At 50.6% G+C, this 16,931-nt stretch carries 11 protein-coding genes; 5 read left to right on the top strand and 6 right to left on the bottom strand.

The features are described from left to right. Positions 1-157 precede the first annotated feature (157 nt). From purH to gatC, 3 genes are all read left to right on the top strand, one after another. Positions 158-1,726, top strand: a complete 1,569-nt coding sequence (purH, locus tag ACFSUS_RS24065) for a bifunctional phosphoribosylaminoimidazolecarboxamide formyltransferase/IMP cyclohydrolase (protein ID WP_381526653.1) — start codon at positions 158-160, stop codon at positions 1,724-1,726. 118 nt (positions 1,727-1,844) lie between these two features. After that, positions 1,845-2,576, top strand: coding sequence for a lysophospholipid acyltransferase family protein (locus ACFSUS_RS24060; protein ID WP_381526651.1), 732 nt, complete (start codon positions 1,845-1,847; stop codon positions 2,574-2,576). A 12-nt stretch (positions 2,577-2,588) separates the two neighbouring features. Then, positions 2,589-2,876 (top strand): Asp-tRNA(Asn)/Glu-tRNA(Gln) amidotransferase subunit GatC, encoded by a 288-nt coding sequence (gene gatC / locus ACFSUS_RS24055; protein ID WP_381526649.1) that lies wholly within the window; start codon positions 2,589-2,591, stop codon positions 2,874-2,876. A gap of 17 nt (positions 2,877-2,893) precedes the next feature. Here gatC and ACFSUS_RS24050 read toward each other — a convergent pair whose 3' ends face one another. From ACFSUS_RS24050 to uvrA, 5 genes are all read right to left on the bottom strand, one after another. Then, positions 2,894-3,583, bottom strand: coding sequence for an alpha/beta hydrolase (locus ACFSUS_RS24050; RefSeq protein ID WP_381526647.1), 690 nt, complete (start codon positions 3,581-3,583; stop codon positions 2,894-2,896). 6 nt (positions 3,584-3,589) lie between these two features. Continuing rightward, positions 3,590-5,083: a DUF1501 domain-containing protein gene (locus tag ACFSUS_RS24045; RefSeq protein ID WP_381526645.1), complete on the bottom strand. Its 1,494-nt coding sequence runs from the start codon at positions 5,081-5,083 to the stop codon at positions 3,590-3,592. 85 nt (positions 5,084-5,168) lie between these two features. After that, entirely contained in the window at positions 5,169-7,940 is a 2,772-nt protein-coding gene (locus tag ACFSUS_RS24040; RefSeq protein ID WP_381526642.1) for a DUF1553 domain-containing protein, read from the bottom strand. Between the two features lie 201 nt (positions 7,941-8,141). Further along, positions 8,142-10,529 carry a sialate O-acetylesterase gene (locus tag ACFSUS_RS24035; protein WP_381526640.1) on the bottom strand — a complete coding sequence of 796 codons (2,388 nt, stop codon included), beginning with the start codon at positions 10,527-10,529 and terminating at the stop codon, positions 8,142-8,144. Between the two features lie 173 nt (positions 10,530-10,702). Beyond that, positions 10,703-13,615, bottom strand: coding sequence for an excinuclease ABC subunit UvrA (uvrA, locus tag ACFSUS_RS24030; RefSeq protein ID WP_381526639.1), 2,913 nt, complete (start codon positions 13,613-13,615; stop codon positions 10,703-10,705). A 171-nt stretch (positions 13,616-13,786) separates the two neighbouring features. On the opposite strand from uvrA, the gene ACFSUS_RS24025 reads away from it, so the two are divergent. Both ACFSUS_RS24025 and ACFSUS_RS24020 read left to right on the top strand, forming a co-directional pair. Further along, positions 13,787-14,416 carry an MgtC/SapB family protein gene (locus ACFSUS_RS24025; RefSeq protein WP_381526638.1) on the top strand — a complete coding sequence of 210 codons (630 nt, stop codon included), beginning with the start codon at positions 13,787-13,789 and terminating at the stop codon, positions 14,414-14,416. Positions 14,417-14,457: 41 nt separating this feature from the next. Continuing rightward, positions 14,458-15,084, top strand: coding sequence for a hypothetical protein (locus tag ACFSUS_RS24020; RefSeq protein WP_381526636.1), 627 nt, complete (start codon positions 14,458-14,460; stop codon positions 15,082-15,084). A 79-nt stretch (positions 15,085-15,163) separates the two neighbouring features. Here ACFSUS_RS24020 and ACFSUS_RS24015 read toward each other — a convergent pair whose 3' ends face one another. Then, a complete protein-coding gene (locus tag ACFSUS_RS24015) occupies positions 15,164-16,891 on the bottom strand; it encodes a hypothetical protein (RefSeq protein WP_381526634.1) in 1,728 nt (575 codons plus the stop codon). Positions 16,892-16,931 lie beyond the last annotated feature (40 nt).

The raw sequence follows: 16,931 nt of genomic DNA, 5'->3' as shown, positions 1-16,931 counted from the left end.
GTGAACAAGGGCCGGCTACGTTGACTACGTGTCCGGCGCTGACAAAGTTACGACCTTTGGTTATCTTTGTGCTTCCAGCCGAAACAGGCTCCCGGCTGTTTCGGCTACTATGCCTACTAACCACTGGAACAGCCGGGAGCCTGTTTCGGCCCATAGCATGTCTCTTACCATTTCCTCCGCGCTGATTTCCGTTTTCTATAAAGACGGTCTCGAGCCCTTAGTCCGGCTGCTACACGAGCAAAATGTGAAGCTCTACTCCACGGGCGGTACGCAAACGTTCATTGAGCAACTCGGCATTCCGGTCACGGCCGTCGAAGACCTTACTGGCTACCCTTCTATCTTTGGCGGACGGGTGAAAACACTGCATCCCGCCGTGATGGGCGGTATTCTTTACCGGCGAGAACTCCCCGAAGACCTTGCCCAAGCCGAACGGCACCGCATTCCCCCTATCGATTTGGTTGTGGTAGACTTGTATCCATTTGAGGAAACCGTTGCCTCTGGTGCTTCTGACGAAGATGTCATTGAAAAAATCGACATTGGTGGCATTTCGCTCATACGGGCTGCGGCCAAGAACCACAACGATGTACTCATCGTTTCGTCACGCAATCAATACGCAGCGGTGGTTGATTTATTGACCGAAAAAAACGGAGCTACTGACCTAAGCGACCGGCGGCAGTATGCCAAAGAAGCCTTCGCTATAACATCACACTATGACACGGCCATACAAGCTTATTTTGCCGGTGAGGCAGAGGCAACTTCGGGTCTGGGGGTCGAATCGAGTCGCCTTGCTGACTTCAGGAATTTACCGGAGAGTCACCTTCGTTATGGCGAAAACCCGCATCAGCAGGCCACTTTCCACGGCGATTTAGACGCTATGTTCGACAAGCTACACGGTAAAGAGCTATCGTACAACAATCTGGTCGACGTAGACGCCTGTGTTAGCTTAATTGATGAGTTCACCGACGGAACAGCGGCTTTCGCCATCATTAAGCACACGAATGCCTGTGGTATTGCCACTGCCCCGACCGCTAAAGAAGCGTATCTGAACGCCCTAGCCTGCGATCCGGTATCGGCTTTTGGCGGTGTAGTGATTACCAATAAATCGGTAGACCTGGAGACGGCGGAAGAATTGAACAAGCTGTTCATGGAAATCCTGATTGCTCCTGACTACGCTCCCGAGGCATTAGAACTGCTTAAGTCCAAGAAGAATCGAATTTTACTGAAACGTAAGTCCGTAGCCTTGCCTTCGGTTATGTTCAAAACCATTCTGAATGGCGTGCTGGAGCAAGACAAGGACAACCAGACCGAAACGGCGGACCAGTTTAAGACGGTTACTCAAAAGGCTCCCACGGAAAGCGAATTGCGGGCGCTGGAGTTTGCGCTAAAAGTGTGTAAGCACACAAAATCGAATACCATCGTCCTCGCTAAAGAAGGAGGTACGGCCTACCGGCAGCTACTGGCGAGTGGCGTTGGCCAAACGTCGCGGGTAGACGCCTTAAAGCAAGCCATTGAGAAAGCGCATTCGTTTGGGTTCGATCTGAACGGCTCCGTAATGGCATCTGATGCCTTCTTTCCCTTCCCTGACTGCGTTGAAATTGCGGGTCAGGCAGGCATTACCGCGGTGGTTCAGCCCGGTGGCTCCATTCGCGACCAGGATTCGATTGACTATTGCAACCAGCACGGTTTAGCTATGGTTACTACCGGAGTTCGGCATTTTAAACACTAAGTCTGAACCGGGATTTAGCAGATTTATGGATTAACAGGATTTTGCTCCCAGCGGAAGTTAGAAATAATTAACAAAATCCTGTTAATCCATAAATCTGCTAAATCCCGGTTCCCCCACTATGCGACTACTTTATACCATTTGGTGCGCCATTTGCCTGGTAGTGTTCTACTTACTATTGTTTCCGGCGCAATTCGTGTTCTTGCAGCGCGAAGCCTGGAAACCGCTGGCGCATAGGGTGAATCGACTTTGGGGGCAGCTCCTTTTCTTTGCCATTGGCATGCCCGTCCGGGTTGAGTACCGTTTTAAACCCGAGCCACGAGGAGTGTACGTATTCTGCGCCAACCACTTTTCTTACCTCGATATTGCGGTGATGGGGATTATTATTCAGAATTATTATGCCTTCGTGGGTAAAAGCGACGTAAAACATATTCCGTTGCTGGGCTACATGTTTGCCAAATTGCATGTGCAGGTAGATCGCAGCCAGCCTAACAGCCGGGCCTATTCGCTCACAAAATCCATTCGCACGCTGGCTTCGGGTCGAAGCATTATGATTTTTCCGGAAGGTGGCATCCGCGCTGAATCACCGCCCCAGATGGTTCCATTTAAGGATGGAGCGTTTACCATGGCCATTCAGCAGCAGGTGCCGGTTGTCCCTATAACCTTACTGAACGTTTACCGAATTTTGCCCGACGTAAGTCCAGTACGTATGCATTGGCATCCCTTGCGGGCGGTTGTACATCCGCCTATTGAGACAGTAGGCATGACACCAGATGATGTGGAACGGTTGAAACAGGAAACCTATCAAGTTATTGATGCCGAGCTTCGTAAAGAAGCAATGGTATCGACTTAATCCATTACATACATGAAAGTTGATCAGGAAACGCTTCATAAGATTGCCCATCTGGCACGATTGGAGGTCAAACCCGAAGAAGAGGCCGATCTGCTTACTAGCCTTAACGGTGTGCTGACCTGGATGGAACAGCTTAATGAGGTAGACACAACCGGTGTTGAGCCTCTGACTCACATTTCGATGGAGATGAATGCACTACGTGAAGATGTCGTTGGTAATCATCTCCCCCGTGAGCAAGCGTTAAGCAACGCTCCCCAGCACGACGAGCGGTTTTTCGAAGTGCCTAAAGTGCTGGAATAAGGTTCTTTAAGTCTAGGTCACCAGATATCGGTTATGGGTCGGTTACCGATTATGGTGCGAATCGGCTCGGCGACCAGCTCAGCGTGAAACACCAGACTGAAATGATCGCCGGGCACTTCCACAAACGTTTCGTCGGGCGGAGCAACGATATTATCTGCACGCGCATGAATACGTAGATCAGGCTGAACTGTTAATGGCGATACTTTCGCAAAGAGCGTTTGAAGTTGCTGCCAAATATAGAGTCGACTCATCTTGTTCGCATTGTCCAGTAAATGTGCATACAATTCGGTTGATTCGTCAAACGGGTATTGTTTCAGGAAAAAGCTCGTCAGGAAGCGACTCTGTGTGAGGCCTGTTTTGAGGAAAAACCTTAAAACGCTCAGGTTATGGGTCGGAAACTTGATCTTCTCTTGATCCGTCCAGGTCGATATCTGTACAACTGCTGCACCAGTCAACTGCTTAATATGGATGCCGATCCAACCGCCCATGGAGTGGCCTATTACTGTATCTTCAGCCGTTATTTTGTATTGATTCGTTAGGTACTGCGCGACTTGCCGAGCATCGACTGAGTTTATAGGTTGCCAGCGCAGAAATTCGTCGGCTAAGTTGACGGGCACGTAGTCCGCCGGAGGTAACAACGGCACAAGTTTGTCGAAGATGGTGGGGTCTTCGACGTATCCGTGAATAAGGAAAATGCGATCAGGCATACCGCGTTACGCCAGAATGGGCTTGACAATTTTACCGGCCACATCTGTCAGCCGAAACGGCCGCCCCTGAAACTGATACGTCAGCTTTGTGTGATCGAAGCCCATCAAATGCAGAATTGTTGCTTGCAAATCGTGGACGTGCACCTGGTCTTTTACGCCGTAATAACCAATATCGTCAGTTTCGCCATACGAAAAGCCTTGCTTAACGCCCCCGCCAGCCATCCAGACCGTGAATGCATCTAAGTGATGATCGCGCCCCATAAACGGAAGCACCTGCCCATCTCGATTCTCCTGCATGGGCGTCCGGCCAAACTCTCCACCCCAAACAACCAGCGTATCATCCAGCAGACCGCGCTGTTTAAGGTCTTTCAGTAGAGCAGCTACGGCCTGGTCTGATTCTTTACATTTATTTTTTAAACCGATGTCAATGGACCCATCAGCGCTCGTACCGTGGGTATCCCAGCCCCAGTCGAACAGTTGCACAAACCGAACACCGCGCTCTACCAATCGGCGGGCCAGTAAACAGTTGCGCGCAAACGACCCTTTATCTGGGTTCGCGCCATAGCTGTCCAGGATGTATTTAGGCTCACTTTTGATGTCCATAGCGTCGGGAACGGACATTTGCATTCGGAAGGCCAATTCGTACTGTGCAATGCGGGTTAAGATTTCGGGGTCTTTCACATCGTCGTACTGCTGCTGATTGATCTCGCTGATAGCGTCAATGGTTTGCTTACGTACGTCACGGGGCATACCTGCCGGATCTGAAGCATACAGTACCGGATCGCCATCCGTACGGCACTGCACCCCCTGATAAACGGTTGGCAAGAAACCACTTCCCCAGATTGATTTACCCGCGTCGGGTTGTTTGCCGCCCGATGCCAGCACGATATAACCCGGCAGGTTGTCGTTCTCACTCCCCAGCCCATACGTTACCCAGGCCCCCATACTTGGCCGACCCAGCCGCGCGCTACCCGTATGCATTAGCAGTTGGGCGGGCGCGTGGTTGAACTGGTCGGTGTGCATAGCTTTCAGAAACGTAATGTCATCCACAACGCCCGGCAAATGCGGCAGGTAGTCAGACACCCACGCCCCCGACTGACCATGCTGGGCAAATTTGCCTTGTGGCCCAAGCATTTTAGGAACGCCCCGGATAAACGCAAACTTTTTACCTTCCAGCAACTCCTGCGGGCAGTCTTTGCCGTTGTACTTAACTAACTCGGGTTTATAATCGAATAGCTCCAGCTGACTCGGAGAACCCGCCATATGAATATAGATTACCCGTTTTGCTTTCGGTGTATACTGAGCAGGAAGAGGGCCATCTGGAGTCGCTTGCAAGGAACCACTTACTGGCTTCTGCCCACCCTCGTCCGACAGGCCACAGCTAGCCAGTACAGAACTGAGGGCCATTGCCCCTAAACCGGTTGAGCAGGTATGTAAAAAATGCCGCCGGGTTTCGCGTTCAGCAGCGGCTCGTTGAAGTTCTTGCAAGAGTTTATTCATATCGTTATATATCTAAACACGGGGTGACAGAGCTACAGCAGAGGTTTAAGAGGCCTTTATGCTGCTCATGCTCGTATATTACAGTTTATTCCTTTGTTATTACTTCATCTAAATTCAGCATGGTGTTCGCCGTTACGGTTAAAGCCGCTAACTGTGGCGTTGCACCCATACAATTGACAAGTTTCTTCACTTCATCGGGTTTCTGGCGGTAATGCTGTTCCGTCGTTTTATACAGACGTGTTAACACCGCTAACTTTCTCGGTGCCATATCACGCAGCATAAGGCGCCGGAATCCGGCCTGAATCTGTCCTTCGGGCGAACGGGCCTGTTGTTGCATATACTCGGCCAGCTGCTGAGCCGCTTCGACGTACACCGGGTCATTAAGCGTCACGAGCGCTTGTAAAGGCGTATTCGTTCGTAACCGACGTAATTGACAAAACTCCCGACTAGGACTATCGAACGTTACCATCGACGGGTATGGTGCCGTTCGTTTCCAGTATGTATACAGCGCCCGGCGGTGTAGATCCTCGCCTACGCTCTGCTTCCAGGTATCACCGTCGTAGGGCGACTGCCAGATGCCATCGGGCTGAACCGGCATTACGCTTGGGCCGTACATCTTACTGCTTAGTAAACCACTCACGGCCAACGCCTGATCATGCACGGCTTCGGCCGACAACCGAACGCGTGGCCCACGAGCCAAAAACTTGTTGAAAGGATCTTTGGCTAGTAACTCTGGGGTAGCTTTGGACTGTTGCCGATACGTAGCCGACATAACCATTCTCTTCAATAACGCTTTTACGCTCCAGCGATCCGTTTCCATAAACTCCACGGCCAGATAGTCTAACAGTTCCCGATGGGTAGGCGGAATGCCCTGGGTGCCCATATCCTCAACCGTCTCGACGATGCCCGTACCAAAGAGCTGCTCCCAGAAGCGGTTAACAGCCACCCGAGCCGTTAGCGGATGTTCACGACTCACCATCCAGCGGGCTAGCCCAAGCCGGTTTTTGGGCAATTTAGGGTCCATCGGCGGGAAAGACTTCGGCACGTCGGGCGTCACGCGTTTGCCCTTTACCATCCAGTTACCCCGCTGAAAAACGTGTGTCTGCCGGGCTAAGTCACCTGAGCCGTCAAGCATGACGGGCGTCTGTTCAGCATCGGCATTCAGAAGGTCTAGTAACAGTTTGTCTTTCTCGCCTACAACGTCTTGCGGCTGGCCAGGCAATGCGGGTTGAAACGATACCCACTTGATCATCACCCAGTCTTTTGGCGTTGTAGGACTATCTAGTAACAGGTATAGATCGTGACGTGCCTGCACCGACGGTAGGGGAATCATCTGGATCGTATCGTTCCATTCGCTGCTCATTTTCGGTACGGGCATCACGGCCAGGATTGGACCATCCGGCTTATCCTGCCGAAGGGTGACCGTTGCCTGTTTGGCCTTCGTGCCCCAGGCAATCAATAATCGTCGTTTGTCCGTAAGGGTTACATTCTTAATCCGGGCCACCCCTTTGTGTTGAAAGCCGAAGTATTTCGCGTCTATCAAGGACGCGTTTACGTACTGGTCGAAATCGTGCGAATTGATCTTTGGCTCAGTTAACCGCGTAAACCGATTAATGTCAGCCAGTGCTTGCTTTGGGCTACTAGCCGCCGACGCTACGTATTGCTTTAACTCAATTAGTTTCAGGGAATCAGCCGGTTTGTAAAAACGCAGTGTTGGTGTATCACTTTGCACATCTTCGTCGCGGCTATTGTTGAAGAATGCCACATACTTATAGTACTCGTCGTTAACAAAAGGATCATAAGGATGACTATGGCACTGAACGCAGGAGAACGTGGTACCCTGCCAAACGTCCCAGGTTGTATTCACCCGATCGAGTACGGCGGCAATTCGGAATTCTTCGTCCTGGGTTCCTCCTTCATCGTTAGTCATTGTATTCCGATGGAAACCCGTTGCAATCAGCCGATCGTCCGTTGGTAAGCCATCAGTGCCGGGAAGTAGATCACCAGCCAATTGCTCGATTGTAAATTGGTCAAACGGCTTATCCTCGTTAAATGCGTTGATGAGCCAGTCACGGTAACGCCAGATCTTACGGCCGGGATCTCGCTCATATCCTTTTGTATCGGCGTATCGGGCTAAGTCGAGCCACATACCCGTCCAGCGTTCGCCGTAAGCGGGTGATTGCAATAGCCGATCAACGACTTTTTCATAAGCGTTGGGAGCTTTATCTGATATAAAGTCAGCACTTTCTTTCTCAGTCGGTGGCAAGCCTATTAAATCCAGCGACACCCGGCGGATCAGCGTAGCGCGATCGGCCTCAGGCGACGGCTTTAACTGCTCCTGTTTTAACTTATCCAAAATAAAATGGTCAATCTCATTCTTTACCCATTCCGCTTCGTCGTTTTGAGCGAGTCCGAGTCGACTCCAGAACGTACCTATTTTCGGCACGTCTGGTTTTTCAACGGGCTGATAAGCCCAGTGATCGCCCCATTCGGCCCCCTGGTCAATCCAATTACGTAGTAGTTCTATTTCCTCGGGTTTGAGAGCCGGATGATCAAGCGGCATTCGCTCGTCTGGGTCAGTCAGGGTGAGTCGACGAATCATTTCGCTACCGTCGGCATCGCCGGGAACAATAGCAGGTTTACCAGACTTGGCGGGTGCTAAGGCTTCGTGTTTGAATAGAAGTGAAAATCCGGAGGCTTTCTTCACACCACCGTGACAGGCGATGCAGTTTTTATTTAAAAGCGGCTTGATTTGCGTGTTATAATCGACCTGATTCTCAAAAACGCCAAGAAACGACGATAGCAACACGGCTACCCCGATTCCTGCTACGCCGAAAACAAGCCACTGAGTTTTCATAAAGGCAACTACAAACGTGTGATGTGCTATTGCTTAAAGCATGAAACTCGTTTTTTGTACTGATACTTACTACTAACCGAATGCAATTCTAACGAAATTACATCCTATACCCTTTCGTACAAGGCCGACCTAAACAAAACGAGTGTAACAGAGGAGCACATCTTCTCCCCCACTACACTCGTTTTAGTCGAGCTAGTAAGTTTACCGAACCCTTATATCTGTTCTGGACGTGTCGTCTTCGCCGTTATCAAATCCGTTATTTGGCGATGAATCAGGGTCCTGAGGGCTAGCCGAAATCAACTGAGCAGCACACGTGCCTTGTCCTCCACTTATTGCGAGGGCCCGAAACCGTATTGTCACGCTACTTCCGGCGGCAACACTGCCCGTTGCGCCAATAATATCAGTACCATTAATCGGCGTAAAATCGTCGCCAGCTACGAACTGCTGCCCAGCTGATAAGCGAGCAATCACGTTTAGTCCTGTTGCGGTTGCCCCACCCAGGTTCGACAGCGTCACTGAATACGTAATGACTTCGTTTAGCGCGGGAGCCCGATTGCTCACCGACAGCTTCAAGCTCATGTCAGCTTTGGCCGGATCAGGCGTGGGCTGATTGCTACTCACGGCGGGTAGTGGTACCTGATTGGGATTGGGCGAGGTAAATACGGCGCCACTTTGCTGACGAGTCCGAAAATCCAATCCGGCGGCATCATCCTGCCCGTCGCCCGTGCCCGAATTGGGCTGGCTGTCGGGATCACCAGGTGATGCCTGGGCAATTTCTGCTGTATTCCGGTAGGTACCCGGTGTAGTTGGTTGAGCGACGAAGCTTAAGGTTGTTGTGGCTCCAGCTCCAAGATTAGGAATGGTACCCGTTACCACACCGCCGTTGGCCGTCATTCCCGACGCCGATACAAACGCCAGATTGTCCGGCAGTCGATTCTGAACAACGACGTTGGTAGCCGGATTAGGGCCTTCATTGCGCACTACCAACGTAATAGCTACCGATTCATTGACATTCGGCGACCGCTGGTTGACGCCCATTGTTAGGCTCAGATCGGTAGGTGGCGGTTGGGTCGTAATCCGAAATAAGTTGGAGGGCACGGCAGGCAGGCCCGGCGACGTAGCTACCACGCGTATCCGAAAACGTCCGCTTTGGTACGAACCGGGTAAGGTTACCTGTATAGGACTGGCTGGCCCGTTACCCAATACGGCCTGAAACTTACCTAACGAATCCAGCAGTTGCACCTGCCATTGATTATCACCCGCAAAGTTACCTAGCGCAGCAAACGATACGTTCAGCGTTGAACCAACCAGGACATAATCGGCGATTGTTCCGGTTACGGCAAACTGAGTAGGTGTAATAGGTTGGGCATTCTGAAAGAAGTTGTTATCCAAACTATTATTCCAACTGTTAGCCAACCGGGATAACCCCATCTCAAGCGGAATTGAAGCCGGATTCAGATAATACCTTGGATGCTGTGTTGGTCGTGAGACATTACCAAAGTGCACATCGTTCTTTCCAGCGTTTCGGTTCGTAAAGTTGTCGTTAGCTGGCCCCGGAAAGACATTACCCACAGTATTGATTACTTGATTTTGGGCGTCTATTACCCCTTGCCGCGTTACGCTCCCATCAAATGAAGCTCGGGCTACTACCCACGGAATGTTACGCCCGCCAAAGTCCTGCCGCGATTTTTGAATGACGCCCGTCAACCGACCAGGGTATTGCGGCACACTCGTATTTTGCGAATCAAAATCATACTCAGCCTCTCCCTGTTGCCACAGAACCGCCCGGACACCCGCCATCGAGAGGTAATAGTTCATAATATTTTTCAGGTTCGTATACGGCTGCAAGTTAGGCCAGTTGCCAGCGCTACAGTTATACCGGTTGCAGGTCGGGATTCCGTTAGCCGAGTTATACCAGTTTTCGATGGTTGAGCCATCCCACCCCGCTACGTAGAACGCAACCGGTACGTTGTATCGATTAACGATATAATCACCCAGTTCTCCCCAGGCCCAGGAGCTTTCCGCCATTGGAAATATGCGTCGACCGGCCGTCAAGGGTTTATAAACAGGTAATGGCGAAGGATCGCCCGAAGAAATAAGTACATTACCGCCGTAGTACCCGTGATTTATGGAATCAATGGCATTAACACGGTCGGTAGCGGTGCCTAAGTCATTGTCAGCGATGCCGAGCCCCCTTGAGTTTGATTGACCCGCCGTTACGAACACTTCGCCAATGCCCACCGGCTGTACAGACGCCTGCGCTGTTACAATATTGCCAACAACAGTCCGCACGGTTAACACATACCAGCCACCAGCGGCTGTTACGTATCCTAAGAATAAGTTATTAGTTGGATTCGTTTGTACCGTTTGCCAGTCGGTGGAGATGCCCTGACCCGATGCAACGGCGGTTAATTGAGCTTCGACACGGTCGACATTGCCGTTGAATCGACCTGAGACGTATAATCGGCCATTGCCATCAGCGCCCCGCTGCACAACAAGGCGCGACATAGGATGCGAAATCTGGAGTTGAGCAAGGGCATAAAATGGCAAGCTAACAAGTAGCAACAACCAACTTAATCGGGTAAGCATGTTCGGTAGGTAAATCTACCGCGAAAATAGGGATAAAGTTGGTTACCTAATAAATGATATATTTTTAGGTATTCGGTCACATGAAATTAAGTAAGGCATTCTCATCGTTTGATTACTGACTTTACAAAAAAGGTGGACGAAAACATCCACCTTTCCAAAAAGATTTCTTGATTCTACACCTTGCCGCGCAAAAAATCCGCCGTGTAGTTCTCGCCCTCGGGCAGCTTCACCATTTCTTCGGGTGTGCCGGTAAACGTAACGTAGCCACCTGTTTCGCCACCTTCCGGCCCTAAGTCAATGATATGGTCGGCGCTTTTGATAACTTCCATGTTGTGCTCAATGATGATGACCGAATCGCCCTGATCAACAAGTGCATTGATCGCCGAAAGCAGCTTACGAATGTCATGAAAATGCAGACCCGTTGTCGGTTCATCAAAAATGAACAGCGTACTCCCTTTGTTTGGGTTTCCTTTGCTCAGGAATGACGCCAGCTTAACCCGCTGTGCTTCGCCCCCCGAGAGCGTATTGGCGGATTGGCCTAAGCCAATGTAACCAAGGCCCACATCCTGCAACGGCACGAGCTTATCCGCCATCTTCGCGTCGGCTTTGCGGAAGAAACTAACCGCTTCATCGACGGTCATGTCCAGAATGTCGGACACGTTCTTGTCCTGCAAGGTTACCTCTAAAACCTCTTGCTTAAAGCGCTTACCACCACAGCCTTCGCACTTGAGGTAAATGTCGGCCATGAACTGCATCTCGATTTTCACCTCGCCTTCGCCTTGGCACACCTCGCAGCGTCCGCCATCAACGTTAAACGAGAAGTGGCTTGGTTTGTAGCCGCGCGACTTCGACACGGGTTGGTCGGCCATCACCTGCCGCAGATAATCGTAAGCTTTAATATACGTAACCGGGTTCGAGCGCGACGATTTACCAATGGGATTCTGGTCGATCATCTCCACGGCCGAAATCCGGTCGAGTGAGCCACCAAGACTGTCGTATTTTCCGGCTTCTTCGGCCACGTCACCTTTCTGACGCATTAGCGCCGGATACAGCACTTTACGAATCAGCGTACTCTTGCCCGAGCCCGAAACCCCCGTAACAACCGTCAATGTGTTAAGCGGAAACCGCACATCTACACGTTTCAGGTTGTTTTCTCGGGCGCCCTTAAGCTCAATAAAATTCGTTGCTTTACGCCGGAACGTTGGCACCGGAACAACCTCGCGGCCCGTCAGAAAGTCGAGGGTATGCGAGGGCATAGCGTTGGCATCCTGCGCTGCCTGCCCTTTACCGGCTTCGATTTCATGCCAGGTTCCCTGAAATACCAGATGGCCTCCCAAAGAACCCGCATCGGGTCCAATGTCAATCAGCTGGTCGGCCGCCCGCATGACTTCTTCTTCGTGCTCCACCACAATAACGGTATTGCCCATATCACGCAGCGATTCCAGTACGCTTACCAGACGCTTGGTATCGCGCGGGTGCAGACCGATGCTGGGTTCGTCTAAAATGTACATAGAACCCACCAACGCTGACCCCAGTGACGTAGCGAGCTTAATGCGCTGATATTCTCCACCCGATAACGAATTCGTCAGCCGGTTAAGCGTTAAATACCCCAAACCTACCCGCTCCATGTAATCGAGCCGATTGCGAATTTCAATCAGGATACGGCTTGCAATCTGCTTATGGTGATCCGGCAGTTCTAAATCGCGGAAGAACGCCGTCACTTTTGTGATTGGCATCAGGACTAAATCCGTGATAGACTTACCGCCAACCTTCACGTAGCCAGCGTCTTTGCGAAGTCGTGAACCACGGCATTCGGGGCAAGTCGTTTTACCCCGGTAGCGCGACAGCATCACCCGATACTGTACTTTGAACGTCTGGCTCTCGACGTAGGCGAAGAATGCGTTGAGGCCATCAAAGTATTGATTACCTGTCCAGAGCAACTCCTGCTCTTCGGGTGTCAGGTCTTTGTAAGGCCGGTGAATGGGGAAGTCAAAGCGAATACCGTTTTTGAGTAAGGGTTTCAAAAACTCTTCGCTCATTTTTTCGCTGCGCCACGGCATAATGGCCCCCTCAAACACCGACAGGTTTTTATCAGGAATTACTAAGTCGGGATCAATACCTAACACCTTACCAAAGCCATCGCATCGGCGGCAGGCTCCGTAGGGGTTATTGAACGTAAAGAGATTGACGCTTGGCTCTTCAAAAACAATACCGTCGAGCTCAAATTTGTCGGAGAAGAAGCGCGATTCCTTGCCAACTACGTCTACCCGGCAGGTGCCTTCACCCTCGCTGAAGGCTGTTTGCACCGAATCTGAGAAGCGATACTGATTATCTTCGTCGGGTTTGCCATCAGCGTCGTACAGCACCGTGCCCCGATCCACCAAAATTTCCAGTGTGCCCGGTGATTGCGCTTTATCGCTGATTTCGTTAACCTGCGCTTCGTTTTCCAGAACGTCTTCGATTTGCAATACCTGGTCCTCGGCGACGATTCGAGTATAACCCTTCTGGAGAAGTATGTTCAATTCATACGCCAGTGTCCGGCCTTCCCGGATGTGCAGTGGAGCCATGATCATAACCCGCTGCCCAGCCTCGAAGTTGTACATGAAGTCAACTACGTCCGTAACGGTGTCCTTACGTACTTCCTGGCCCGAGATAGGCGAATACGTCGTGCCCGCCCGGGCAAAAAGCAGCTTCAGGTAATCATAAATTTCGGTGGAGGTTCCAACCGTTGAGCGTGGATTGCGGGTCGATACTTTCTGTTCGATAGCAATGGCTGGCGAAACGCCCTTGATGTATTCGACTTCGGGCTTTTCCATCCGGCCCAGAAACTGCCGGGCGTAGCTGCTTAAGCTTTCAACGTACATGCGCTGCCCTTCGGCAAACAACGTATCAAATGCCAATGACGATTTGCCCGAACCCGAGAGGCCCGTAAGCACAACCAGCTGATTGCGCGGGATAGCAACGTCAATTCCTTTAAGATTATGTACTTTCGCTCCCTTGATGATGATAAATTGCTTGGGATCGAGGAGGTCAACGGAACGCAGCGGTCCGGTGATCCGGCGTTCGGTTTCCGTAGTCTGAGTCATTCGAAGTTAGTAGGGTAAACTCTATCTAGTTTTTAACGGTTTATTTCGAATTATGGTTTCTCCTGCTTGCTCATTCTCTGAAGAGTAAGACCTAAAAATTGGGAATAAATCGGCCCGTTAACTGGTAAATGCAACAAGACGTAGTATACTGCCGTATTGGGCTATAATAAAATGGAATTCGCAGAGGAAGATATTATTCGGTTGAGTATTGCCCTGGTTATTGGCGGTCTGATTGGCGCCGAGCGCGAATACCACGGTAAAGCAGCTGGCTTTCGAACAATGATCATGATTTGCGTCGGGTCAGCCCTGTTCACCATGGTGTCGGGCCGGATTGGCGGGTCGGGCGACCGGATTGCCGCTAACATTGTGAACGGCATCGGCTTTTTGGGGGCAGGCATCATTTTTCGGGAAGACAATCGGGTGAAGGGATTGACTACCGCAGCCACAGCCTGGGCAGTATCGGCCTTAGGAATGTGTCTGGGAAGCGGCCATTACGACATTGCTTTGATTGGCTTTGTATTCATTCTGGGGTCGTTGCTCTTGTTGGTTAATTTCACAAAGCGAATTCAGAAATGGAATCAAACACGCGACTACAAGATTGTGACCGTATTTCGGAACAAGACGCTAAACCAGTACGAGAAGTTTTTTGAAGAATGCGGCCTCTCGCCCACGCGTAGCCAGCAGCAACGTATCGGGGCGCAGATGATTGGTCGTTGGCGGGTAGACGGCTCGGAGAAGAACCACGAAAAGTGCATCAAACGGCTGCTCAATGACCCAGACGTAAAAGAATTCACATTCTGATTTCGTTATTATCAATGATTTTATATTCTGTAAAAACTAACATGAATCATATCCAGAAGCTGTTGCTACTCACAGCTTTACTAAGTAGCAGTGTCGCCTTCGGGCAACTTACCGAAGATCCGGAAGATCGTCGGGACCAGGGTAAAGACCCCCTCAAAACTCAGACGGTGGACGGACAACCGCTGCCGTTCTCACAGCGCCTGCGGTTTGGCGGTGGGATTAGCGGGTTGCGCTTCGGTAACCCTACTAGCATTGGCGTTTCGCCAGTTATTGGCTATCAGGCGACCGAGCATTTAATCGTTGGTGTTGGCGGGACGTACACCTACACCCGCTACAAGGGAATTACTAATACGGGCGCTACTGTACCAATTGAAACGTATAATCAGTATGGCGGTAGAGGCTTTGTAATGTATGAAGCCTTACCAGCTATAATTCCAAATCTGTATCTACATGGCGAAGTAGAATCTACTACAGTGCAAGCCAAGGCAGATCAAACCGGTCAGACGGCCAGTTACAGCCTTACGGCACCACTAGTAGGCTTGACTTACTCACAACCCATTTCACGTCGATTTGGAGTTAATCTAACGGCGCTTTACAATCTTAATGATAACCTCATAGCACGTTCCATATACGGCAGTCCGTTTATCATTCGCATCGCGTTCTTCTAAAAAGATTCATTTGCTTATAGAAAAAGCCACTCTTGTTGCCAGGAGTGGCTTTTCTGCTTATTTGAAGCTGTTTATATTCTTAACGAAATGGTTTGGAAGCATCGTCAGCCCCTTTGACATAAAACTGTTTCGTCCATTCAGCCACAGGTTTGTCTCCATCTACGTTTAGCCACCCAATCCGATAGTTGCCCGGCGTTAATGCTTGTGGATAAAAAGTCGTTTTAACGCCGATTGGTGGGCCACTCGCCCGAAAAGGCTGTTCAGCTGTCAACGTGCGTGCGGGTAAGATGTGCGTCTCGGCCGTCGACTGTAGCAACATGTAGTCGGGTGTTGGTAAGGTTTTGTTCTCAACCATTGCGAGATCGTGATCAACCGAAAGTTCATTGACAACCGTGTCCTTCACATTAAACGAGGTAGCCACATACCCTCCCGCTTTTTGACGTAGTACGGGCTCAACTCCAGAAAGCTCGGTATTGGGAAACTGGTACTGACCTTTAGTTACAGCTTGTTTCCAGAGCCCCTGCCAATAAGGGTCTAACAAGAACAGGTTATCAACAACTGACTTGTTATAGTGCTCAAGCGAGTACGTTTGCGAAATCAACTGCTGACGCTTTTCGGCCAATATGGGCGGATACAGCTGCCAGGCCACAAGGCAGAACCAGGCACCTACCACGTTCATTCCTACAACAAGACTTTGATTCCAGCGGCCTTTTACTGTTAGCAATGCTAAAGCATACGCTGAAATAACGCATAAAACGCTGTACACCTGGTAGCGGTCAATCACCGAGAAGTGGCCATCGCTACGGGTTAATGAAGCTGCTCCAGCAGTGCCACAGAGCACTAATGCCAATGCTGCAAACACCTGAAACGGTACAGACGGGCGCACACGGTCAAAAAACATCCGCCACCAGGCCAGTATAACTATCACCATTACGCTTACTCCTGTTCCTAAGACGAGCCATAGATTCGGTATGCCCAGCCAGCGCCATCCATTTAAATAAACAGCGCCCCCCAAGAAACTGACTACACTTTTGAAAACCCAGACCGGATGCTGAATAATCACCTGAAACGATCCCTGGCTCCTGAAGTCATACCCCAGATTGTAGTAAAGTACAGCTAAAATGATTCCGCTAACCGCCCAGATGCCAGCTTGTTTCCAGCGTCGATTCACGGCGAGAAGCAGCACAACCGTGAACCAGGCAACAATACCATTGCTGTTTGAAAACACTAAAACAGCGCCTAGTAGCCAGGCACTTACCTGATAGCGGCCGGTTGCTTTCAACACCAGGTAAAAGAGCAGTATGTATAAAAACAGCGTTACAGTGTGTTGCCAGATGGACAACGCCCACCAGACATTGGCGTGATAGGACGGCTGAAATAATAGGAATGCCACCGGCAGTATCGCCCAACTTGAAAGCTGCGCTCGCCGAAATAAGCGGCCAATGAGCCACACCATACCAGCTACACTCAGGCTGGCAACGATGATAAGCGTTTGAAAATTAAGGTGTCCCTCAAAGGCGTAGGTCGTCAGAAATGCTAGGCGCGATAGCAGGATGCGGTGGTCATTATGCTGCTCAATAATCAGCAGAACGATCTTTTGCCAGGTCGCTGCTGGATCGAGCAGGCGGGTGAGCGTAAAAACGTACATGAAGTCATCGACGATAGGCACGTTTACCGAAAAACGAACTACTGCTACATAAAAGCAGATGAGCAGCAACCCAATCAGGCCAATTACTATGATTTTCGTAGGTGTAGACCGATCGGCGGAACGGGTCGACCTGGTTTCAACAGCAGAACTTGTGCGCATAAAAACGGGACTTCCCCCAAAATTAGGAAAAGCCCCATAC

It is taken from the genome of Spirosoma soli (genome assembly GCF_042684525.1).
Classification (GTDB): domain Bacteria; phylum Bacteroidota; class Bacteroidia; order Cytophagales; family Spirosomataceae; genus Spirosoma; species Spirosoma soli.
This window is presented reverse-complemented; position numbering and strand designations above follow the sequence as displayed.